The sequence below is a fragment of the Telluribacter roseus genome (assembly GCF_017355915.2).
In the GTDB taxonomy this organism is placed as follows: domain Bacteria; phylum Bacteroidota; class Bacteroidia; order Cytophagales; family Spirosomataceae; genus Telluribacter.
Map to the genome: position 1 here is coordinate 256688 of NZ_JAFEUV020000008.1, position 22433 is coordinate 279120.

19 protein-coding genes are annotated in these 22433 nt (G+C 48.9%); all 19 read right to left on the reverse strand.

All coding sequences use genetic code 11. From position 1 onward, the window contains the following. Positions 1 to 501 precede the first annotated feature (501 nt). Positions 502 to 1737: an O-antigen ligase family protein gene (locus tag JTN23_RS16365; RefSeq protein WP_247236059.1), complete on the reverse strand. Its 1236-nt coding sequence runs from the start codon at positions 1735 to 1737 to the stop codon at positions 502 to 504. Positions 1738 to 1760: 23 nt separating this feature from the next. Then, positions 1761 to 2879, reverse strand: a complete 1119-nt coding sequence (locus JTN23_RS16370) for a glycosyltransferase family protein (protein WP_247236060.1) — start codon at positions 2877 to 2879, stop codon at positions 1761 to 1763. Beyond that, a complete protein-coding gene (locus JTN23_RS16375) occupies positions 2854 to 4005 on the reverse strand; it encodes a glycosyltransferase family 4 protein (protein ID WP_247236061.1) in 1152 nt (383 codons plus the stop codon). Before JTN23_RS16375 ends, JTN23_RS16370 begins: the two co-directional genes overlap by 26 nt. Beyond that, positions 4002 to 5057, reverse strand: coding sequence for a glycosyltransferase (locus tag JTN23_RS16380; protein ID WP_247236062.1), 1056 nt, complete (start codon positions 5055 to 5057; stop codon positions 4002 to 4004). Before JTN23_RS16380 ends, JTN23_RS16375 begins: the two co-directional genes overlap by 4 nt. Positions 5058 to 5087: 30 nt before the next feature. Then, positions 5088 to 6368, reverse strand: coding sequence for a glycosyltransferase family protein (locus JTN23_RS16385; RefSeq protein ID WP_247236063.1), 1281 nt, complete (start codon positions 6366 to 6368; stop codon positions 5088 to 5090). Then, positions 6365 to 7333: a glycosyltransferase family 2 protein gene (locus JTN23_RS16390; RefSeq protein WP_247236064.1), complete on the reverse strand. Its 969-nt coding sequence runs from the start codon at positions 7331 to 7333 to the stop codon at positions 6365 to 6367. Before JTN23_RS16390 ends, JTN23_RS16385 begins: the two co-directional genes overlap by 4 nt. Before the next feature lie 5 nt (positions 7334 to 7338). Then, on the reverse strand, positions 7339 to 8334 hold the full coding sequence (locus JTN23_RS16395; RefSeq protein ID WP_247236065.1) for a glycosyltransferase family 2 protein: 996 nt from the start codon (positions 8332 to 8334) through the stop codon (positions 7339 to 7341). Then, entirely contained in the window at positions 8319 to 9203 is an 885-nt protein-coding gene (locus JTN23_RS16400) for an alpha-1,2-fucosyltransferase (RefSeq protein WP_247236066.1), read from the reverse strand. Before JTN23_RS16400 ends, JTN23_RS16395 begins: the two co-directional genes overlap by 16 nt. A gap of 7 nt (positions 9204 to 9210) precedes the next feature. Then, positions 9211 to 9966: a DUF268 domain-containing protein gene (locus JTN23_RS16405; protein ID WP_247236067.1), complete on the reverse strand. Its 756-nt coding sequence runs from the start codon at positions 9964 to 9966 to the stop codon at positions 9211 to 9213. 21 nt (positions 9967 to 9987) lie between these two features. After that, positions 9988 to 11268, reverse strand: a complete 1281-nt coding sequence (locus JTN23_RS16410; RefSeq protein ID WP_247236068.1) for an ABC transporter ATP-binding protein — start codon at positions 11266 to 11268, stop codon at positions 9988 to 9990. After that, a complete protein-coding gene (locus tag JTN23_RS16415) occupies positions 11268 to 12125 on the reverse strand; it encodes an ABC transporter permease (RefSeq protein WP_247236069.1) in 858 nt (285 codons plus the stop codon). Before JTN23_RS16415 ends, JTN23_RS16410 begins: the two co-directional genes overlap by 1 nt. After that, a complete protein-coding gene (locus JTN23_RS16420) occupies positions 12122 to 13276 on the reverse strand; it encodes an acylneuraminate cytidylyltransferase (protein ID WP_247236070.1) in 1155 nt (384 codons plus the stop codon). Before JTN23_RS16420 ends, JTN23_RS16415 begins: the two co-directional genes overlap by 4 nt. Beyond that, positions 13273 to 14172, reverse strand: coding sequence for an N-acetylneuraminate synthase family protein (locus JTN23_RS16425; RefSeq protein ID WP_247236071.1), 900 nt, complete (start codon positions 14170 to 14172; stop codon positions 13273 to 13275). The genes JTN23_RS16420 and JTN23_RS16425 overlap by 4 nt, the downstream gene beginning before the upstream one ends. A gap of 21 nt (positions 14173 to 14193) precedes the next feature. Continuing rightward, positions 14194 to 16635: a GumC family protein gene (locus JTN23_RS16430; RefSeq protein WP_247236073.1), complete on the reverse strand. Its 2442-nt coding sequence runs from the start codon at positions 16633 to 16635 to the stop codon at positions 14194 to 14196. Beyond that, the gene (locus JTN23_RS16435) at positions 16632 to 17363 is read right to left on the reverse strand and encodes a tyrosine-protein phosphatase (RefSeq protein ID WP_247236074.1); all 732 of its coding nucleotides are present in this window, start codon (positions 17361 to 17363) and stop codon (positions 16632 to 16634) included. The genes JTN23_RS16430 and JTN23_RS16435 overlap by 4 nt, the downstream gene beginning before the upstream one ends. 23 nt (positions 17364 to 17386) lie before the next feature. Next, the gene (locus JTN23_RS16440; RefSeq protein WP_247236075.1) at positions 17387 to 18148 is read right to left on the reverse strand and encodes a polysaccharide biosynthesis/export family protein; all 762 of its coding nucleotides are present in this window, start codon (positions 18146 to 18148) and stop codon (positions 17387 to 17389) included. 15 nt (positions 18149 to 18163) lie between these two features. Continuing rightward, on the reverse strand, positions 18164 to 19270 hold the full coding sequence (gene glf, locus JTN23_RS16445) for a UDP-galactopyranose mutase (protein ID WP_247236077.1): 1107 nt from the start codon (positions 19268 to 19270) through the stop codon (positions 18164 to 18166). A 51-nt stretch (positions 19271 to 19321) separates the two neighbouring features. Beyond that, complete coding sequence (locus tag JTN23_RS16450; protein WP_247236079.1) at positions 19322 to 20611, reverse strand: nucleotide sugar dehydrogenase; 1290 nt, start codon at positions 20609 to 20611, stop codon at positions 19322 to 19324. Positions 20612 to 20738: 127 nt separating this feature from the next. Further along, positions 20739 to 22226, reverse strand: coding sequence for an OmpA family protein (locus JTN23_RS16455; RefSeq protein WP_247236080.1), 1488 nt, complete (start codon positions 22224 to 22226; stop codon positions 20739 to 20741). Positions 22227 to 22433 lie beyond the last annotated feature (207 nt).

Consider the following 22433-nt stretch of genomic DNA (forward strand, 5'->3'; position numbering starts at 1 on the left):
GAAACCTTTCTATTCTACTAAGTAAAATTGCGAAAAAAATCAGGGGTTGATTAGCTTGCAACTTTCTGTAAAATTAGAATATATTTGTTGGTGAGGAGTATGTATGCATAAAAGTTTCTGACTGAGAATACTAAAAGATAGTACCTGGCGTTTCTTCAGTGCTTTTGTATTGTATTGGTATAATTCAATTAATGTTCTTGACCAATAGAACTATTTTTGTCTTAAATTTGTAAAATAGTTATAACAGTAAAACATTGGCACATCCTTTGTAACCAGGTTTTACAACATTCAACAAGTGTAATCCAATGTATGTGCTGAGGAGTCAGGACAGTGGGAGTTACAGGAAAAGTAGAGATAGAGATGTAACCTTTAGACAATTGTTTGAATCGTTACACAATAAGAAGGGCCGAACATTGGTTATAAAGATAGTGGAAATATAGTGTGTGTATAGTGTGGAACAGGGCATGGATTATTTCCATGCCTCTGTTTTTTTAGGGGGTATCATCCATCATTACTGCTAGCATGCAAGTAGTTTAATCCTCGCGGAATCATCCAGATCACTACACTATACAGGAAGAAGATCTGACCCGGTATCAGGTTGTACTCCACCCAGTTGATTAGCAGCGTCGGTAGGAACAGCACAAGGTATACCTGCACAAAGAGGATATTCCTTAGCTGTAGTAGCTTTCTCAGGCTTCTTATCAGAAAGACAATAAACAAAAGTGTCCCCAGCAGGCCGGTCTCGGCCACAAGGCCTACAAAGGTATTATGGGCCGAATATCCTTCCAGATCCTTACTATATCGCTCAGTAATACGCTCGTTGGCCGCTAATCCGGCACCCATTATGGGGTTTTCGTAGAAAGAGTCCAGGTATATGCGCCATATTCTCTGGCGGTCCTGATAAGATGTTTCCTCCCTTCCTTTCACAAGTCCCAGCATGCGTTCAATCCGATATTTGGCGTAGGAATCGGGTAGTATGTCAGTGATAGTTCGGAGATCAACTACGCTGGTGAGTGCAACCGTAGCTAAGAGCATAAAAGAAAAGAGCAGGACATAGGGTAGTCGCAGGGGGATATAAAGCAGGAAAGGAGAAAGCAGCAGAACAAAGAGCGGCGTCCGCCGTGCCGACAGATACACCATATACAGGGCCACACAGTATATGAACAGGTAGATCAGCTTCTGTTTTCTCTCTGATGAAAGCTTCATCTGAATCACCGCAAGTATCCCCAGAATCATAGTAGGATAAGCCCAAAAGGTATTCGATGAAAAGATAATGTTATAGGGGCCGACACCTGGTCGGATGATAAACAAACTACCTATATCCAGGAGGAGTATAATGATGTTCCCTATCCAGATCGTGTGTAGAATGCGCTTATAGAACGTACCTGCCTCCCGTGACACTACGGCTGCGTAGCCGACGAAAAACAGGACAGCCAGAAAACAGGAAAGTGTCCAGGTACCATAAATCATATAACTACTACTATCCAGACTGACCAGGGAAGAAAGGAGCCAGCTTAGCCCAAGCAGCAGTACATCTATGTTGTCTTTAACAATTCTGGAAGAAAAGCTGTAGCTGAACCGAAAGGCATACAGGACGATCCATACGGGCAGCAGGAAACGGAGCTGAGATATAATGCGCAGAACGGCAGGAGCACTACTGTTGCCAAAGACAGAGTACCTAAAGAAGGAATAGTTTCCTATTGTCAACAGGAAGAAAAGGACAATGGGCAGTATCATATGTCTGCTTATCCTTCGGGTTACTATTTCCTGAGCTGTAAGCAACGCACTAGTGTTTTATATTCATCCTTGATTAGGTACTCATGTTCGGGTATGGCTGTAAGTGCCTTCTCCATGTCTTGTAAATAGTCGGGTGTTAGTTGCTCTTCAAGGTATTGAGCCGCCTGTCGGGTATCTTCAAGGTCCACCTCTATGGCTATGTTTCCCAGTGTTCTGGCTCGGTCCGCGTCACTGGTGCCTTTCTGTACAACGATGGGTCTACGAAAGTAAAGGCTCTCGTAAAACCGGTTGGTACGAGCCCAGAGGTGATTGCCGGTTATGCTTCGGGGCGAGTAAGGATAAGCAGCCCATACGATATCCACAGAGCCATACAATGTCTTTAACTCTTTGGGAGCATCATATGGCCCCAGGTACTGCATATTGGGCGTCTCTTTCACGAGACTTTCGTAGTGCCGGGTATCAGGCATAAAAATACCCCTTAAGATAATGTCAAAACGATTGGTGCAGGCCAATAGCATCAGGCAATCAAGAGAAGCCTTACAACGTAGTAGCCCAAAGTAGCCGATCCTGATCCGGTTCTGACTGGCCGGTCTTTCAGGGGTATTTGGCAGGTGATGGGGGCGGGTGTGTATCTTGTTTTCGATTACCAGGTACTTTCGGACGGGTAATCCCCGGAGTTTCTGATAGTACTCAGTCACGTACTCCGGAGAGGTAACTACGAGTAGATCTATGCGAGGAATTACCCATCTTTCTATACGACGCAGCAGCCACCCCGCCTTTCCCTTCCGAAAGAACATTTCCCGAATATCCGGTACTTCGTGTACCAGGTATACGGAGCGTCGGGTGAGAGTCCGGAACAGCAATGTAATGGCCGCCAGATCAAATCCGTAGGTGTACACAATATCCCCGTTCTTTACGGTTTTATACAGTTGTCGGAAGAATTGGATATAGATATTCCATCGCTTCAGATAGGAGGCGTGCTCCATCCGGCCTGTCCAGAGAGGCTCAATGGAAGAGGTAGCCGGATAGTAGGTGCGGGTAAAGGTAAGGCACACCAGAGAGGGGCAGAGCGCCAGTAGTGCCTGCAGACGGACTTGCTGATGGGCATCAGCCCAGTTATTTGATACGAAAATAATCTTCATGATACTGTTGTAGTACCTCGACAAACCGCTCAAGTACCTTTTCGAACGCGAATTTCCGGCTCACATAGTCATACCCTTTCTGCTGCTTCTCCTGTCGCTCCGCCGGATTAGCAATTACATGTCGTATGGTATCCGCCAGTTTATCAACTTGTCCCGGAGGGACCATCCAGCCATTAGTGCCATGATCCATGGTTTCGGGTATACCTCCTACCTGGCTTGTAATAACGGGAATGCCATTCATGAGTGCTTCCAGGTTAGCTACGCCCAGTGCTTCCTTGTAGGAAGGTACTACAAAAAGATCACAATGCTGCATATAGCCATAGACCTCCTGCTGCGTAGCCGGCCCCACAAACCGGATCTGTACATGGGTCGACGTAGTAGCCTTCACTATATCTTCTTTAAAACGCAGGGCGGGGCCTACGACATATAATTCAAATGTACGCTCGGCTATGCTGCTCAGCGCATTTATTACATCATACAGCCCGCCCAGTTTATAATCTGACTTTACGAACAGTACCTTGATGGAACTTTGGCTGGGGATAGGGGAACGGATGGGCATTGGGTACACCTTGAGGCCTTTGTATACAATGCGGAGCTTGGCAGAAGGAACTCCGTAGGTAGCCTTTACCTGATTAAACAGATACTCCGAATTGACTAAGATGCCGTCTTCTACGGAGCAGGCCAGGCGCTCACTCCATTTGAAGATGAAACGCCTGAACCACTGCCAGCTGGCATCGAAGCTAACCCAGGAGTGGGTCAGGCTGGTGTAGTCGTTGATCATGCCAATGACCGGTACAGGTAGTTTGCGGGCCGCCCATATGCCCGTAATCGCATTGTTAAAAATGACGATATCATACGGATACTCGGCCCGTAAGCTGGCACAGGCCCGGTAGTAAGGAAACATCCGGTACAGAAACCCCCACGGCCTGGTTAGGGGGTTAATCTTAGGATCCACCCTGATCACCTGTCCCTTATAGGAATCCAACCGGCTGGTACTAATGTCCTCGGTCAGTATACGTATCTCTATTCCTTCGAATCTCTGATTTATTTCCAGTAAGTGATTGGCGAACTTGGATGGGCCATTTTGCACATTTTCGAATGTATTTGTACAAAATAATATCTTCATAGGAAAAGGGCGCTTAGATCTTCCCAGCGTGAGTTTCGGAGAGCTGCATAATTTTTGGTACCTACGGCCTGTCTCTTTTCATCAGGCCAGTGTAGTACCTGATATAACTTTTCCGGTAGTTCCTCTGCTGATTTGAACAGTAGCTCGCTCTGCTGACTGAGCCTTTCTTTGACTACTCCAATGGCAGGAGCTACAATGGGTTTAGCAAAGCCCATCGCCATAATAACTGACCCGGAGTTCTCAATGTTTTTGAAGGGCAGTACTACCGCATCTGCTGCGTTGTAGTAGTATTGTAGCGCATCTTCCGGTACGAATTGGCCTTCCAGAATAACCGACTCATCCAGTACCCCGCGAATGGCTTCACCGTAGGCCCTGTCCATGACTTTTCCGGCAATGATCAGATAGGTATTGGCCAAGTGGAGCTGCTTAAAGGATTGGATCAGTTCCAGTACGCCTTTGTAGGGCTTGATAAGCCCCAGGTACAGCAGTACCCTCGATGAGGCTGGTAGCCCCAGGTACTCCCGGGCTTGTATCCGATCCGTAGCATTGGGGTAGTAGGAGGTATAATCTCCCTCAGGTACTACCCGTAGCTTACTGGCGGGTACCCGCAGCTCCCGGGTCGCACGCGCTACCGTATCCGGCGAGAATACCCGTATCCAGTCACACTGTCGGGCCATAAAGCGCTGGCACAGCCGGTGAAGACCTACCTGATCGGTATCATGGGGCAGGACGTTGTGCAGGGTCCAGACGATGCGGGTCCGGAACAGGTACCGGGCCACAAGAATCTGGATGAAGAACAGAGGTACACTAACGGCAGTGAGCCACCACCACCTCCGGTAGTAGTACGAGATGATCCAGTCAAAGTGCAGGTAGTGGGGCCGGTGGTGGACTACTGTGCTTATAATACCCAGAAAACGATCATGGACGCCATTGTATGCTTTGAGCCGGCTACACCGGTTCAGCCCCTGCATCATCAGCCACTGGTAGGGGTTTTTAAGCCCGGCAACGGGCAGGCAGGCAATCTGTATCTGTGTATCTTCCGTCGAAGTCAAGGTAGGTAGGTCAGGTTTAAGGCGGTTCTATCAGGCACGTATAAGATCATCGGCAAACTGCCTAAACGATTTTAGAGTGTACTGCTGCTGCACTTTTTTATTCAGTTCTATAAACTGAGCCTCATTGGCTCGGGCTAAGACTTCTACAAGTTCTTTTCCTGATTTGATGGCATTTTGTGGCGCCAGCTCAATAAGGTGCCGGTCATTCTGGTACTGATGTATAAAGTTATAGAGGCTGAGGCCATGCTGCTCCCTGTAGCCAAAGTCCAGGATAAACGAGGGAGTATTGGTTAAACACGCCTCGAGTCCCATGGTGGTACCCAAATGCAGGAAAGCCTCTGCATTACATATCTTTTCAAATTTCTCCATGATGTGACTATCTTTCACCGCTAGGTCAAGGCTGCGGTAGCCATCATCAATGACTACATTGGGCATAGTCCGAAGCGCATCATAATGCTTCCAGTTGGCATACTGTGGGTAAGGCCGGACTACCAGTTTAAGATCGGGGAGGGCTACGGCAAGTTGCTGTGCTATCTGATAGGCTACCTGTACCTCATCAGCAACCAGGTCGGATGTACCAATGGCACATCCCATATAGGCATAGGGAAAAGGATATGAGCGGGGCAGGCTACTTTTATATTCACTGTCAAACTCTTCGATATAGCCAAACTGGCTGGCACCTATTACCTGTACCTGAGAGGCAGGTACATTCTGTAACATAATGACGTCCTGACGGATTGGCTCGGTCCAGACCAAATAGTGAGTACGTCTGGAAAAGCAGGTGTGCTTGCAGGGGTGGTCCCAGCTATATACATAGACTTTCAGCTTTGGGTGCTTCTCCCGAATAAGCCGGGCCAGCAGATAATCATCGGCGATGGCGGTAAAAAAGATAAACTGATCAATGTCTGAGATGGGAGTTTTTCGCTTGATATGCAGTCGGTCAAGATACATGTCATAAGGTACTACCTTTGGTAATAACCGTACCCATCGAAGTATCCGGTAGCCTTTCTTCCGCCGGACAGGATCAGTGGTGATGGAAGCCTTGAACAGCTCCATCAGGAAGAAGTTGTGCCGGCTGCGCGGAATAGCCCTTAACAGCAAAAATATCCTTTCCCACAGGTAATTCAGGAAAGATTTTTTTCGCTCGTTGATAACACGAAACTCGACTCCCTTCGGCAGGTGACGCTGTATGGCTTCGGCGTTCTGAGCTTTGCCAAATACAACAACCTGATGCTGGCTGGCTACTTCAGCGATGACACGCCGTACATCATTCCGGAAATCAAAAAAAGATACAACGAAGCCTATTTTCATGAAAATATACGTCTGATTACTGAGCGAAAAATCATGAGATAGTTGGACAGATGGAGGGGATTCTGCCGGGTGCCCTGCAGAGCCAGCGACAGCCCTCCTTGTACATCTCCTTCCTGCAGCGACCGATAGCTCATCATGCGGTAGATCCGCGATGGATCTTTGCGATACGGAGCTTCGTACTTGTCTATGAGTGCCTGCAGACCCGCCTGGTCGTTGCACATCAGCAAGTCTGTCCTGGTCTGCAAACGCTGGTTAGCCAGTTCCAGGCCTATTTTCTTGATCACCAGTTTTCGAACAGACCGTACTGAAACATCAATGGCACGTGTCACAGAAGAAGGATTATGCCTGTAATAATATACTATATTAGGAATATTCGAAGCTTTGTAGCGCTCACAGCACCGGATTAGCCAATCATGGTCTTCCCATCCGACCCGATCAAAAAAATCCCGATAACCACCCACCGCCTCGGCCACCTCCCGCCGGATCATCACTGCGGAGCCGCAGAACGGGAAACGGGTGGGATCGTACAAACACGTCTGGATCTGCTCCCAGTCAGAGGGATAAGTGCGCTCGCCTACCACCTGCTGGTCATTATCCACAAAGGCGATGCCTGTCCCACAGATATGCACATCCGGGTGGCTATTCAGGAAGTTTACTAGTAGTAGTAGGCGCTCTTCCTGTATATAATCATCGGCATCAAGAAAAGTTATGTACTCACCCCTGGCTTTTTGTAACAGGCTGTTCCAGGTTTTGAGATACCCTTGGTTAATCGCCTGATGAAAACGAAAGATTCTGGTATCGTCAAAGGAATCAATAAGAGAACGGGTAGTGTCAACTGATCCATCATCGGCAACGAGTAACTCCCAGTTAGTATATGTCTGTGCAAGTAATGAATGCAGTGACTGCATAATGTACTTTTCTGCATTGTAGGCAGGCATGATGACAGATACTAATGGCTGCTTCATAAAGGTCATGCCATTACTCGTTTAATGAGCATTTTGATCAAAGTTATAGTACTAATAGGACTGTACTTGCGCAATGGTGAGAAAAATAATAGGTTTAGTAATACCAATAAGGGTACCTTTTTATACTGAGTAATCAAGAGGTGCTCGTATCGGCTGGCAGTAGTACTAAGGTAATAGTTAAAGTCAATTCGGGAGTTTTCTGTGCTTTTAACAGCCTCAACCAACTGCCATCCACTTTTTACAACATGTACATTCGATAAATCATCCTGCAGAAATAGTCGCTCTTCATCTGTCAAAGGACGGTTCAGGATCCATTCATACCAATTCGACCGGATGTTGTAAGCAGCTATACGTTGTTTAGTATTGAACGCATGAGTAATACTTACATTATGTACACGGTAGTAGAGTAGTACCTCAGATATAGCTCCTAGATCAGCATGCTTTGCTATCTGGAGCCATAGGTCATAGTCTTCGGAGTACATGTACTCCTGTTGGTAGCGAAGCCTTTTTTCAACCAGAACCTGCCAGCGCATCATGACGGTAGAGGCCGCAAAACAGTTGCCCGCAGCCAGGCTTGTAAGCAATGTTTTAGAGTCGGTGAGTACGCGGCGTATTCGTCCGCTGGATAGCTCAAATGAACTGCCGCAGGCTCCTATATGATTATTGATATCCATAAAGGATACCTGCTTTTCAAGTCGTTCCGGCAGGCTGATGTCATCAGCATCCATACTGGCTATGTATTCCCCACGAGCAAGGTCCAACCCCCTGTTACGTGAGTACACTACTCCCTGGTTCTTTTCATTTTTGAGGTAACGGATGCGCGGGTCCCGGTAGGAAAGAATGATTACTTCGCTCCGGTCTGTGGATCCATCATCAACTATCAAAAGCTCCAGATCAGTTAATGTTTGGGAGAGTATACTATCAATGGCTTCACGCAGGTATTCTTCCGCATTATATACGGGCATCACTACGCTTACTTTAGGCCTTATAGTCGTATCCATGAATCAGGAACAATATCTTGAGTCTGGCTTTGAGCGGTCTCGTCGGCAAACCACCGCTTGGGAGCTATTACAATTTTATCCGGAGAAGGGTTGAGCCAGGCCCCCCACCAGCTAAAGCTACTGTTGGCGATGATATGGTGCTGACACATACTCATCAACTGCATGTCCAGGTAGCTATTTGCCCCGAGGTTTCCTTCTACAAAGTCAATAGGATGCGGAAACGAAATATGCTGCCTGGCCCAGGGCAGATCATCCGAAAAAACAAAAATATGTATGTCAGGCCGTTTGCTGGCAAGGTACGCTACGGCTCTCCGATAGTAGTCCGGCGAGCACAGGCCGTGATACTGACGGGCCGACGGGTTGGTCAGGTAGTCGCCCCGCCGTACATGCATACTCACTGAGCAGCTGTTTCTGATCCGGTGAACGACAGAGGCATCAGGCTGACCTATGAATCGTAACTCTGTACGAAGCAGCGGCTCTATACTTTTGAAATACCGCTCCGATGGAAAGTAGCCGTTCAGGTACGTCCTGGCGGCTGTTCGGCTTTCGATAGCAGGGTCATAGCTAAATGACTTTTCATTATATACCTTTCCGGCTATAACCCTCCTGACTATTCGCTGCAGAAGTTTTCTGGCCGGAATGTCCATTAGTCCAAAGGCCAGCTTCTCAATCAGGGAAGGCTCCACTGGTGGAATAGTCAGGGCTGCCAGTTCATACTCCCGGAAGGTATGAGGGGCATCGGCTTCTCTTTTCAGCAGAAAACTCAGATCAAAAGCTACGCGGGTCTGGTGTTTCACCGCCAATGCTCGGGCCGTAGCGTATTGAAACAATTGATTACCAAGCCCGCCTTTTAACTTGATTGTAATCATTCACTCGTTATTTGATAAACCAGAAACAGCCACATCCGTAGCTGTCGGTGGTTTGGAAGGTTTCGACTTGTTCTACCTGCAGGCCGCCGCTCTTTTGGGCTAGGTAGGTAAACTCCTTTAGCCGTAGCCCAAACGTTTCGAAACAGGTTTTGATAGCTTTGGCCGTATAGATCCGGTGTGCATTGAAGTGGATCTTATCTTCTTTTCCGATGGGTGTTACAAAAAGTAGATTACCGCCCGGAGCAAGTACCCGCGCCAATTCTTTCATGGCTTTCAGGTCTGCGTTATAATCGATTGGATCGCCGTAGCGGCCCAGGCCAATGTGCTCCACGGTATGCATGCACGACAGCGAATGGATAGAATTGTCGTTAAAAAAGAGTTGGGTCAAATCAGCCTTGGAAGAATAAAAGTTGTCTAATTCTACTTCTGCTGGTCGGTAATCGTAAAACTCCGTTTCCATGAAAGCAGAGAGCATAGTACTGAAGTGTAACGTGGAGGAAATATCTATATGCTTGGCCGGCTTAGTACGAGCAAGCACCCGCGCCGCCCAGGCAGGGTGGTAGATGTAGTGCCGGTCAATAGGGGTGATGGTAGTACGGTCGTGAAGGCAGGGGTACAGATCAGCTTCTGAAAGTATAAACCGGCTGGTAGTAGTTTGCTCCTGAGCTTTGAGGGTGGTATAGTCATGGGTAAACCAGCCCGGGGGTTTTGGCCTCAGAAACGGGAAGAGTCGGCGTACTATTCGTTTGATCAGTGCAACCATGAAAGCTATGTTTTTGGGCTGTTAGCCAATTCGTTTTAGTTCAGTATGGAGCTGGTTTAAAAGTAAGCCGCTCTTGGTATTGACGACCTTCGAGGCATTTTGCGGATTGGGTACCTCCGATACTTGAATGTACGCTGTTTGACTGATAAATTGGAACGTACGCAGAAAGGAAGACAGCCCAACATTCAGAAAGTACACACCCGGAGCATACGTAATGTCGGTATTTATAAAAATAGCTTCGTAATCGCCCGCAGTTAGACTTGCCGGGCTGCTCCATGATGTCTGAATGGGCATGCCAAGCTGGGTAGTCAGGCCTATTCCAATTATGAAATGCTGGATTGGACTGTTCAGCCGGAATTTAATCCGTACCTGCCAGCTGTCCCAGGTAGGTACCTCCGGCAGGAGGTTACCGGCCAGGTCCTCAATGGTAGCCTGGTAAGCATATCCGGGTAGTTCGTGGCTATTGGCAGGAGGGGCAAAATGGAAGCAGGCGTCTGCCGAAGTACTACTGGAGAGGTAGGTATCCAGTACTTCTTTCAGATTACCACTGGCAAAGATAGATCCGTGGCGTAGCAGCAATCCCTGAGTACATAGTTTCTGCACAGCCTCCATATTATGGCTTACAAACAAAACCGTCCGCCCCTCCTTCTCGCTGACGTCCTTCATTTTGCCCAGGCACTTTTTCTGGAAATCAGCATCGCCTACGGCCAGTACTTCATCCACGACCAATATTTCGGGCTCAAGATGGGCTGCCACCGCAAAGGCCAGCCGAACGTACATACCCGACGAATAACGCTTCACGGGAGTGTCAAGGTAACGCTCCACCCCGGCAAACTCCACTATTTCGTCGAGCTTGCTTCGGATCTCGGCTTTGCGCATACCCATGATGGCACCATTCAGGAATATGTTTTCGCGGCCGGTGAGTTCGGGATGGAAGCCCGTACCTACTTCCAGCAGAGAGGCAATACGTCCTTTCACCTTTATACGCCCGGTAGTAGGTTTAGTAACGCGGGAAAGTATCTTGAGCAGGGTAGACTTGCCGGCGCCGTTGCGTCCGATAATACCAAGTACTTCGCCCTGGGGTACTTCAAAGCTGATATCCTGCAGGGCCCATACAAAGTCACTGCTACCCTTAACGGTGCGATCATTGGCCTCACCAATCTTCCGAAAGGGATCCTCCTTGCCCCGCAGGCGAGCCCACCAGCGGTGCAAATCACGTGCCAGGGTACCCGTAGAGATTTCCCCCAACTGGTAGAGCTTTGATATATTTTCAACGCGTATGGCTATACTGGAGCTACTCATCAGACGGTATCCATGAAGGTTTTTTCGACCCGATTAAAAATCACTATACTCACCAGCAGCACTACTACCATGAATACAGCACTATATCCGAGCCCCTGCCAGGAGAAGTACCCCTGACCAGTAAAAGAGTACCTGAAAGCTTCCATCACGCTTGTAATAGGGTTGAGCATCAGTATCCAGCGGTATTTTTCAGGAGCAATCGCCAGCGGATATACTACCGGAGTAGCGTACATGAGCAACTGCACGCCAAACTGCACCAGGAAGCGCAGGTCGCGGTACTTGGTGGTCAGGGAAGAAATAAGAACCCCAAAGCTGAATCCCAGCCCCGACATAAGCAGCACGTATAGCGGAAACAGCAGCAGGGTCCGGTTGGGCTGAATAGCCGTATCCGGCTGCCACAGGAAGTACATCCATACGGCCAGAAACAGACACAGCTGAATAAAGAACTTAAACAGGTTGGAAACAACAATGGAAACTGGTGCCGCCAACCGCGGAAAGTATACTTTGCCGAACAGGCTCTGGTTGAGGATGAAGGTGTCGGAGGTTTTCATCAGGCACTCCTGGAAGTAGTTCCAGAGAGTAATACCTGCCAAGTAGAAAAGGATCTTGGGGATACCTCCGGTGGATATACCGGCAATGTTGCCAAAAATAATGACATAGGTAACGGTAGTAAGAATGGGCTGAATAAAAAACCAGAGAGGCCCCAGGATGGTCTGCTTGTACGTAGCCACTACGTCGCGGCGCACAAACAGGACGATCAGGTCGCGGTACTGCCACAACTCCCGCCAGTTGAGCTCAAGCAGCCCCGAGGTCGGCTGGATTTCCAGGTCCCATTGTTCTTCGGTTGGTGTCATCATAGAGGTAGTAGCATTTCCACAAGCTCACGTACACAGCCCTGGCCTCCCTTTGTGGATAGTATGTGAATATTGGGTAAGGCTTTGACCTGAGCTACCGCATCGGCCGGACAAGCCGCAAAGCCTACTCTTTTTAGCAATTCTATACAATTGATATCATCACCTATATAGGCCACCTCATGGAGCGATATGCCCTCCTTCTCACATATCTCCTGAGCCGCCGCCAGCTTGCCACCGTCACGCTGGCCCTGATGCAGGTAGTCGGCTTTGATCTTGGTGGCCCGGCGGGTTACTATTTCCGTATTCTCAGAAGTAATAATGCCTGTTCGGATACCCGCCTTGCGGAGTAGCTCAAAGCCCATCCCGTCGCGGGTGTTAAATTTCTTGTATTCGTCGCCGTTTTCGGTATAGTACATACCACTGTCCGTTAATACTCCGTCTACATCTGTCAGGAACAGGCGCACCTGGGTAGGCTGTGGCTTGAGTACATACGCACGCATCAGGCTCTCGGCGATGGTCCAGTCTACGGGCTCATCCAGCTCTACGGCCGTGTGCTCGGGCATCTCGTAGATACCTATGCGCCCGCCCAGCCGGTTCTGATGCTCCTTGATTCCCCCTACTGACTGTATGTAGAAGGCGCCGTTCTCCATCCACCAGCCTTTAAAATCCTGGCGGCGGGGGCGGTTTCGGTAGTCGTAGTTGATAGGAACGCCTTCTTTATTCCAGAAGAACCGCCTGGTATGTACACAGGAGACTATCGAATCGTAACCTTCAGATCTGTATTGCGTCAGAGCTTCCTCCAGGTGCTGGCTTTCCAGCAGGGGAGATGTAGCCTGTACCAGTACCAGAGTATCTTCGGCACTATACTCAGGATGAGCCTCCAGAAACTCAAGCAGCACGCTTTCGGTGGAGGCCGTATCGCTGGCATTGTCCGGGCTGCGGTGGTAGATCTGTACTTTATCCAGCCCGAGCGCTAGTACTACCGAAGCAACTTCTTCGCAGTCCGTAGCCAGGTATACCACATCCACCTGCTCGCATTGCTGAAGGGCCGAAAGCGTCCAGTACACGAGGGGCTTCTGGCAAAAACTCTTTATGTTTTTAAAGGGTATTGATTTACTTCCACAGCGAGCCGGTACGAGTCCAATAGTACTCATAGGGTGGGACTGGTGGTTTGTTTTCGGTATTTAAGTTTTTCCCGTTGTACCTTCTCGATGTCCAGTATGTCTTCACACTTGTAGCTCAGCGCTGTATAGGTAGCCTGCAGGTCCCGCACCAGTTTTTGCAGGCCTGGTACTTCCAGCGAAGCCGCGTGGTCGGTGCCGCGCCAGGTCCGGTCTTTGGTAAAGTGTCTTTCGATCCAGGTAGCGCCCAGGGTATAGGCGGCTATGTCAATGGCTACTCCCAGGTGATGGCCCGAGAAGCCGATCTCTTTTACCCGGTGGCCGAAGCGCTCGTACAGCTTGTTGATTTCCAGCAGACATACGTCTTGGAAGGGCACGGGGTACCCCGACGTGCAACTGTATAGTACCAACCGGTACCGGGCCTGACCTGATTCTTCAAAGAAGCTTACCAGCGTTTCCAGTTCATCCAGCGTAGTCATGCCCGACGATACGTGTATATCCCCTTCGTAGGTATCGCGCAACAGGCCCAGCATGGTAAAGTTATTATTACAGGCCGAAGGTACCTTGATAAAGTTGGGCTGGAGCTCTATGATCTCACGGGCCGAGGTCACATCCCACACGGAGGTAGAGTAGCCGATCCCGATGGACTCGGCGTACTTTTTTAGATCGGCGTGCTGCTCCTGCGAAAGCTCAAGGTACTCACGATGGGCACCGTAGGTGGGGCCATAGGCATTGTGCGGTACCGGATGAGGAGCATTGTACTGCTCTTCCGTCAACAGCTCGCGGGAGTGACGTTTTTGAAACTTGGCGTAGTCGGCCTTACAGTCTCTGGATAGCTGAATCAACTCCTTTGCAATCTCATACTGTCCCATGTGATTACATCCAATTTCGGATATAACCCGTGGCTTCTTGTAGTTGAATGAAAACATATCGAGTAGTTTAGCGGTGAGCTACTCCTTACGGACACTGAATATATTCTTTATTCTTTTTTTCCAGCCGGGGGAGGGTTTTGAAAGATAGCCGTTGTCATTGTAAGCGTAGCCGTAGCGATAATGACTATACCCGGACCCGTAGTAAGAGCCGGAAGTAAGGCTACTGTACAGATTATCAGGGTAAAAGTCGTTTACGACTACTTTTACATCTTTGATATCATATTCTTCGGACAACTGCGCCGGCAGGCGGTACGCCTCCTTCTCGGAGTAGAGCCACCTGATTATAAACAAAATATGATCGCTTTGGTTTAAAAGTGGCACATTATCGGCTACCAGGCCTACCGGTGCGGTGTCAAGAAGCACAAAGTCGTAGTGGGTGCGGCAGTAAGCCAGTAGATCCTCAAACACAGGCTTTTGTAGTAGTTCGGCCGGGTTAAAAGGAGCCGGTCCGGCGGGTATATAATCGAGGTTAGGGATGGTAGAGGCATAGATAAATTTATCATAATCACAGCTCTCTTCCTGCAGCAGATTACTCAGGCCGTACCGGTTGTGCTCATCAAAGAACAGATGCAGGCGCGACTTCCGCAGGTCACCTCCAATAACTATTACCTTCCGGCCTATCTTATTGAGCGAAAGGGCCAGGTTGACCGTGACAAATGATTTTCCCTCACCAGACTTTTCGGAGGTGATCAGGATCTGCTTGCCGGACTCTTTCTTTTCCACCAGTTGACTTTTTGAAAAGCTCAACCGCGTACGTAGTGCACTGATGGACTCAGTAAATACGCTACGATCGGAGAGGAACTGGTTAAGGTCACGGCTACTGTTGGTCACTTTACCCGGAAAATGGTGGATAATGCCCAGCAGGCTTACACGCGGATGCTTATCAATCTGCGCCATATCCGTAAAGGTGTGATTGAAGTAGCGGGTAGCCAATACCGAACCTAGTCCCAACCCTAAGCCCAGAAACAGGGACAGTGCTATGATCTGCAGGGGCTTAGGCGAAACCTTATCCAGGTCAGGCTGCGTAACTACCTGAAAGGAAGGTAACATACCCGCCCGCACAATGGACGATTCTATCTCCTTGTTCAGCAGCAGGGAGTAGATGTTTTTGTTAACCTCAAAATTGCTCTGCAGATAAATGTAGTTCTTTTCCAGCGCCGGAATCTGGTTGAACCTTCTCCTGAAAACTGCTATATTATTATCCAGAATGCGGATGGTACCATTGTTCTTCTGCTTCTGCAGGCGTATGTTGTCCAGGATCTGACTACGGTATTTGTTGAGCTCCTCGTCCAGGTTCCGAACGGTAGAAGAGTTGGGGCTGTACTTCACCAGCAGTTCCTTACGCTGTGTAATCAACGTATTAAAGCGTTCGAGCAGGTTGACGAGTACAGCATCCGTTGTACCATCCAGCCCTACCGAGAGGTAGTCTACATGTTCAAAGGTACTGCCCAGGTTGCTTTCGAGCATGTTGATATAGGCCTTTTGGATCTCGAGCTCATTCTTGCGCTGTTCCAGTTCCCGTACCTTGGAGGTGATTTCGGTGGCTGAGTTACTTATATCAAGTACCTGATTGCGCTGCTTGAATAGTTCGAGCTCGCGGGCGGCTTCCTTGAGCGAGGCCGAATAGATATCCACCTGATCATTGATAAAGCGGATAGTCAGGTCCGATGACTGTTGCTTTTGCTTCAGATCAAATTCCCGGTAAGCCTCCAGTAGTTGATCCAGAAAATCCTTGGTAAAAGCAGGATTATGATAACGGAAAGAAAGAGCCATTACGGGCATATCCTGCTCTACTTCGTCCATATCAATACGACTGACGAAGCTATTAACTAAACGTACCGGATCATTAAACACAAATTCATAAATATATCCCTCGGTGTTTGGAGCTATTGTCTTTACCCGGAATACCAAGCCCCGTAGCGATACCAACGAACGCTCCACCAGCCGGATAGGTACCTCGCTGGTTTGGGTTTGGTAGGTGAGGGAGAGGTCATCTTCCAGTACGAAAGTACCATGCTCGTACAATTCGCGGTCGTAGCTGATGACTTCCAGGTCCAGTGGTCGGTTGGGGTATACGTCGATACGTCGCAGGTCCTTCAATCGGTAGAAGGTAAAGGGATTGTTCAGCTTCGTGATGGCATTCTGGACTACCTCCTGTGACTTGACATTGTACTTTTCGGTTAGGTAGTCGGTATTACCGGAGTTAAACAGGTAGGTAGTTTGTGAATTGGCAAAATCATCGAGTTGCGAACGCTTCTCCAGGTACTTAATCGTAACGGAGCCAACGTACTGGGGAGTAGCCAGTTTGAGATATATAAAGCAGAGAATACTCGTAAGAAGAAGCGCCCCCACAATCCAGTACCAGCGACTGGCCAGGACCTTCATCAGTTTCTGAAAGTCAAGCGAGTCGGAATGGCTTAGTAGCTGCTCAAAAAAGACGCTGTCATTATCGTTCTTCATGCTTTATCAGCTAGTAGTATGGTGTGGTTCAGTAAGGGCAGATCGCCCAGCAGCTGAATGGAGGGGTTCTGTAAGGCCCGGTGTATGTAGCGGTACTGAGCCGCCTGGTGCAGATCTGACCCTACTGCACCTACCCAGCCTTGCTGAATCAGTTTTTCGGCAAGGGCTTGCTCAGCCGGCCCGTACAGCCCGCCCAGCGACAGCAGATTTATCTGAAATATAACATTCATTTCGTAGAGTTCGGCATACCGCTGCGGGCGGTGATGCCAGGGGCGGTACCGCTCCGGATGGGCTAGTACCGGCTTCCAGCCTCTGTCAATCATGGCTCTCAGGATATCGATGAAGTAAGGCTGCTCCGAACGCATGGATGTTTCGACCAGCACGTAGCGGTCAAAGAGGGGGAGTAGCTCATCCGTCTCAATCAGGGCCATCAGGTAATCATCCGCGTAGTACTCAGCCGCATAGGTAAGCTCCAGATCAGGCCAGCGTTGAGCAGCCACGGACTGAAGCTTGGTATAAGCTTCCTTGATAGTGTCGGCTGTATTGGGAAAGAAATCAGAGCGAATATGGGGAGTAGCTACGATCCGACGGATTCCGGCCTTATAATGCAGCTCCAGTAAGGCTAGGCTATCGTCCATAGTAGCGGCTCCGTCATCAATAGCGGGTAGCACATGGATGTGTATGTCACTTCCGATTGTGGCCAATAATTCATCAGGAGAGGAGTGCATAGGAACGAATGGCTGTGGAATTTCTAACGATTGGCTAGGTTCAATACCAGTACTGCCAGGTTCAGAGCTACCAGCAGTGGCTGTACTAAGGTCAGATTACGCTGGAACTTGACCGTACGCAGGTTTTCGCGGGAAGGAGGTACATAGACAATATCGTTATCATAAATATACTGATTTACAATAAGCGGATTACCTAACTGCTGAAAATCATACTCCACCGTTTGTTGGTGATCTCCCTCACCTCGTATAATCTGTATCGTATTGCCAGCTTCGTTGTAGCGGATACCGCCGGCTTTTGCCAGTACCTCACCCAGCGATTGATACTCTTTTTCTAACGGAATCAGACCCTGATTATTGACTGCACCGAGCACTTTTACACGCAGGTTGGTAATCTCTACTTCGAAGAGCGGATCACGTACTACGTCGCGGTACAGTACCGACAGCGTATCAGCTATCTGCTTGCGGGTAAGCCCTTCTACCTTCAGTGTACCAATCTCTGGCATGCTTACCAGTCCATCCGAGCTCACTGATACCGCAAATCCTCCTTCGCTTCTGCCCCCCGCGGGAGTACTTTTCATCAGGGCCGGGTCCGGAAACAGGTCTGTAAGCCAGTTCAGGTTGCGGATGCGAAGCCGGTCGCCGGGCTTGATCAGGTAAGCGCCTTTATTGACCGTAAGGGACGGTGGTGTAAGCTGTTGGGAAGTGATCCGGGGAGCCACCTGCTGAGTACGGCAGGCACTCAGCAGAAGCAGCGCCAGAATCACTCCACCCACGCTTTTTATCATGTTGCTCAGTTTTGATTATTCACCAAAATGCACTTTTACTTTTTTCAACGCTGAGCCTATCACCTGATGCATATCATAGTAGCGGTATTCGGCCAGCCTACCTCCGAAGATCACATTTTGCTCCTGCTCAGCCAGGGATTTGTACTGCCGGAAAAGCTGATCATTCTTGTCGTCATTGATGGGGTAGTAAGGCTCAGCACCCGGAGTCCACTCCTGCGGATATTCGCGCGTGACTACGGTCTTGGGCTGCGTTCCAAACTCAAAATGCTTGTGCTCAATGATGCGTGTATAGGGCGTTTCGGAGTCAGTATAGTTAACTACGGCGTTGCCCTGATAGTTATCAGTATTTAGTAATTCGTCGTCAAAACGCAGGCTGCGGTACTCCAGCGCACCAAAGCGGAAGTCAAAGTACTCGTCTATCTTACCTGTATATACTACAGTATCAGCCAGCTCGGCCAGCTCCTGTCTATTGGCAAAGAAATCTACCCCTAAGCGTACTTCAGAGCCTTCCAGCAGCCCCTCGCTCAGCTTATTGTAGCCCCCGATGGGTATACCCTGGTAGCGATCGTTGAAGTAGTTGTTATCAAAAGTAAAGCGTACCGGCAAACGCTTGATGATAAAAGCCGGCAGCTCGGTAGCTTTACGTCCCCATTGCTTTTCGGTATAGGCTTTGATGAGCTTCTCGTACATATCTACCCCCACCAGCGAAATTGCCTGCTCCTCGAGGTTCTGGGGCTCTTTGATACCAGCCTGCTCTACCTGCTCGGCTATCTTGGCCTTGGCTTCTTCCGGCGTTTTTACCTTCCACAACTGGTAGAACGTATTCATGTTGAAGGGGAGGTTGTACAGCTCGCCGTTGTAGTTGGCTACTGGGGAGTTGGTATACCGGTTAAATTCTACAAAGGAGTTGACGTAATCCCAGATCTCTTTGTCGTTGGTATGGAATATATGTGCCCCGTACTTATGTACGTTAATTCCTTCCACATTTTCACAATACGTGTTGCCGCCAATATGGTTGCGACGATCTATAACCAAGCATTTTTTACCCCTCTTGGTAGCTTCGTGGGCAAATACACACCCCCAAAGTCCGGCTCCCACTACCAGATAGTCGAATTCTTTCATAAATGTAGTTAAATGTTAAGTATAAGGTTTCAGGCTAATTATCAGTGAAAGTTACAGACGCCAGTACATAAGGTGCTGGTTCTGTTCAGGATATAGTCCTTTCAGATCCATCAGGATGGCGTCGGGTTGACAAATCGCTTTAAAATATTCACTGCCAAGATCACGGTACTCATCATGAGCTACGGCCACAATGACTGCATCATAGCGGTTAGATGGACTGTCTACTAAAGTCAGGTTATACTCGTGAGCTACTTCATTGGGCGAAGCATGTGGATCGACGATATGAACATGAACGGAGTACTGCATCAGTTCCTTAACCAGATCCGCTACCTTAGAGTTACGAATATCGGCTACATTTTCTTTAAAAGTGATTCCCATGACCAATACCCGTACGCTCTGCGGGCTCTTATTCTTCTGTATGAGCATCTGCACCAGCTTCTTGGCGACAAAGGCCGGCATAGTATCATTGACGCGCCGGCCGCTGTTAATCACCTGCGGATCGTAGCCCAGTTGTTTTGATTTGTGAAGCAGGTAGTAAGGGTCTACCCCGATGCAGTGCCCGCCTACGAGGCCGGGGTAGAACTTCAGGAAGTTCCATTTGGTGCCCGCTGCTTTGATCACTTCCTGCGTATCGATACCCATCCGGTCAAAGATGATAGCCAGCTCATTCATCAGCGAAATATTCAGATCGCGCTGCGTATTTTCGATAACTTTGGCGGCTTCGGCTACTTTGATGGTGGGCGCCTTATAAATACCGGCGGTAATTATACTACCGTATACGGCGGCGATCTCTTCCAGGGCTTCGGCATCACTACCCGAAACAATCTTCAGAATATCGGGGAGAGCCCGGTTTTTATCGCCCGGGTTGATGCGTTCGGGTGAGTACCCAATCTTGAAGTGTTGGCCTACCTTCAGGCCGGAGTGCTCCTCCAGGAGCGGCAGGCAATCATCTTCGGTGCAGCCCGGGTATACGGTGGATTCGAATATGACATAGTCGCCCTCTTTGAGAGCCCTTCCTACCAGCTCGGATGCCTTTTGCAGGGGTTTCAGATCCGGCACTTTGTAAGAGTCGACCGGGGTAGGCACGGCCACTACGAAGAAATGGGCCTGCAGTAAATCGTCGGCGTTGCTGGTAAAGAAGATATCTTTTTCCTGAAAGTCTTCAGGGGTTATCTCACGAGAGGGATCAACTCCCTGGCGCATCTTCTCGACCCGATCAGCGTTGATATCAAAACCAATAACACTAAACTTTTTGGCAAATTCCAGGGCAATGGGAAGTCCCACATATCCCAGCCCGATGACAGCTATTCTTTTTTCTTTGGCAAGTAGTAAGTCGTACACAGGATTTAGGCTTAGGCAGCTATGCTCCCTGGTAGGGTACATAGCCTTGATCTTTTAATGGAGTGACTGAAAAAAGGCTCCCTTGGGGGGGAGCCTTTTTTGTTTTAATATATTTCTGAGCTCTGCATTAAGGGAGCAGTTTCAGTTCTACACGACGGTTTCTCTGCAGACCGGTGCGGGTAGTACCCTCAGCGATTGGCTTGAATGAACCGAAGTAGTCAACGATGATCTTGCTTGGATCCTGCAGACCCGCCTCGTTAACCAGGAACTCTCTAACGGCTTCTACGCGGCGGCGTGACAGAGCCATGTTGTAACGGTCAGATGCACGACGGTCAGCGTGACCAGCCAGTTGCAGACGACAGCCCGAGCGGTTCATCAGGGTAGCGACATTGGTCAGCATTTCGCGGTACTCAGGTTTGATCACACTTCTGTCGGTGTCAAACATCACGTTGGTGAAGATTTCGCTACAGGTAGCACCTGAGGCAATGGCATCTCTTACATAACGATCGAAGTCAATCACACGACCACTACCGTCTACTACGCTACCGGCAGGTGAGTTAGGCTCTTTATCGAAGAAGTCAGATACACCGTCACCGTCGGTATCAAGCAGCAGGCGGGGATCGATATCTGGTGGACGGTTAGCTTTAGCAACTGAGTCCATTTCTTCCAGAGTCAGGATCTTTGGTGGCTTCACGAGTACCCGTGGGTCGGTGTAGCGCAGGTGGTAGAAACCTTCTTCAGGTGTATACTCGTAACGTCCATCTGCTTTACGAACACGCAGTGGGTTCTTTCCGAACTTATAAGTAAGCATCAGAGAGCCGTAGCCGTATTTATCAAGAGCGGAGTTACCACGACGGTGTGAAGTCATGTTGGTAAGATTAACTCCATCGTTAGGATCTCTTGAGTAGTCACCTCCGAAGGTAGCATCCACGATATCCGAGTTAACATGGTTCACGCGGAAATCCACACCTATATCAAAGCGGGGGCTCAGTTCGTAGTTGATGTTCAGACCTAGGGGTATGATCCAGTCATTAGTAGTGCCTCCGGTGCTGCGGATAACACGACCTGTACCAAGTTCGTAAGCGGTAGAGTTATACCATACCTGACCAGCTCCTACGTAACCATCGATTTTCCAGTGCTTCATCTTGTTAGGACCAAACAGGATTCCCTTCAGGTTTACAGTACCTGCGATAGAGAAGTCTGTGTACGTTCCGCGGAAGTAGCGATAGTAAAAACGACGCTTCATACCACGCAGAGCACCGGTAGTTACGTCAGCACGCAGGCCAAAAAGATATGAAAGCTGTTTGTTTAGCGTTAAGCCTCCCTGGAATGTTCCCCACTCGCTGTAGCTATCAGATGAGTTTTGGGTCACTGGCATGAAGTCGTATTCTCTCAGGTCTCCGAAGAATTGGGTAGGACCGCCGTGAACAGAAATAGACCACGTATTCAGCTTATAAGGGCCTTCATAGGCAGCCCGGGGATTATAGTCCGGTGAATTGGGCTGTGTGGGCTGCGTTAGAGGCGGTTGCTGTGAGCTCGCAGGCTGTGCACTCAGAGGCAAAGCCAGTATTGATCCCAAAGCAAGCGAACTAATCAACAGGGATACTTTTTTCATACTATACAAGTTAGCGTTATGAGATGAACATGGATTCTGCTAAATTAACAACCGTATTACGCAACAGTTTATTTAACCGAATACTAATTGTCGCAAAAGTAGGTTAACCCTTTGAGTTAACCAACTTGAATAGGTCGTTAAAATTAGCCTTAGTGCTTCAAATTCTTAATTAAGCTCAATTTTAGCCCGAAAAAAAAGTCCTTTTCT

Excerpts from the sequence above, each read along its gene's own strand:
- JTN23_RS16365 (WP_247236059.1), bottom strand. The coding sequence starts at position 1,737 with ATGATACTGCCCATTGTCCTTTTCTTCCTGTTGACAATAGGAAACTAT.
- JTN23_RS16370 (WP_247236060.1), bottom strand. The coding sequence starts at position 2,879 with ATGAAGATTATTTTCGTATCAAATAACTGGGCTGATGCCCATCAGCAA.
- JTN23_RS16375 (WP_247236061.1), bottom strand. The coding sequence starts at position 4,005 with ATGAAGATATTATTTTGTACAAATACATTCGAAAATGTGCAAAATGGC.
- JTN23_RS16385 (WP_247236063.1), bottom strand. The coding sequence starts at position 6,368 with ATGAAAATAGGCTTCGTTGTATCTTTTTTTGATTTCCGGAATGATGTA.
- JTN23_RS16390 (WP_247236064.1), bottom strand. The coding sequence starts at position 7,333 with ATGAAGCAGCCATTAGTATCTGTCATCATGCCTGCCTACAATGCAGAA.
- JTN23_RS16395 (WP_247236065.1), bottom strand. The coding sequence starts at position 8,334 with ATGGATACGACTATAAGGCCTAAAGTAAGCGTAGTGATGCCCGTATAT.
- JTN23_RS16400 (WP_247236066.1), bottom strand. The coding sequence starts at position 9,203 with ATGATTACAATCAAGTTAAAAGGCGGGCTTGGTAATCAATTGTTTCAA.
- JTN23_RS16405 (WP_247236067.1), bottom strand. The coding sequence starts at position 9,966 with ATGGTTGCACTGATCAAACGAATAGTACGCCGACTCTTCCCGTTTCTG.
- JTN23_RS16410 (WP_247236068.1), bottom strand. The coding sequence starts at position 11,268 with ATGAGTAGCTCCAGTATAGCCATACGCGTTGAAAATATATCAAAGCTC.
- JTN23_RS16415 (WP_247236069.1), bottom strand. The coding sequence starts at position 12,125 with ATGATGACACCAACCGAAGAACAATGGGACCTGGAAATCCAGCCGACC.
- JTN23_RS16420 (WP_247236070.1), bottom strand. The coding sequence starts at position 13,276 with ATGAGTACTATTGGACTCGTACCGGCTCGCTGTGGAAGTAAATCAATA.
- JTN23_RS16425 (WP_247236071.1), bottom strand. The coding sequence starts at position 14,172 with ATGTTTTCATTCAACTACAAGAAGCCACGGGTTATATCCGAAATTGGA.
- JTN23_RS16430 (WP_247236073.1), bottom strand. The coding sequence starts at position 16,635 with ATGAAGAACGATAATGACAGCGTCTTTTTTGAGCAGCTACTAAGCCAT.
- JTN23_RS16435 (WP_247236074.1), bottom strand. The coding sequence starts at position 17,363 with ATGCACTCCTCTCCTGATGAATTATTGGCCACAATCGGAAGTGACATA.
- JTN23_RS16440 (WP_247236075.1), bottom strand. The coding sequence starts at position 18,148 with ATGATAAAAAGCGTGGGTGGAGTGATTCTGGCGCTGCTTCTGCTGAGT.
- glf (WP_247236077.1), bottom strand. The coding sequence starts at position 19,270 with ATGAAAGAATTCGACTATCTGGTAGTGGGAGCCGGACTTTGGGGGTGT.
- JTN23_RS16455 (WP_247236080.1), bottom strand. The coding sequence starts at position 22,226 with ATGAAAAAAGTATCCCTGTTGATTAGTTCGCTTGCTTTGGGATCAATA.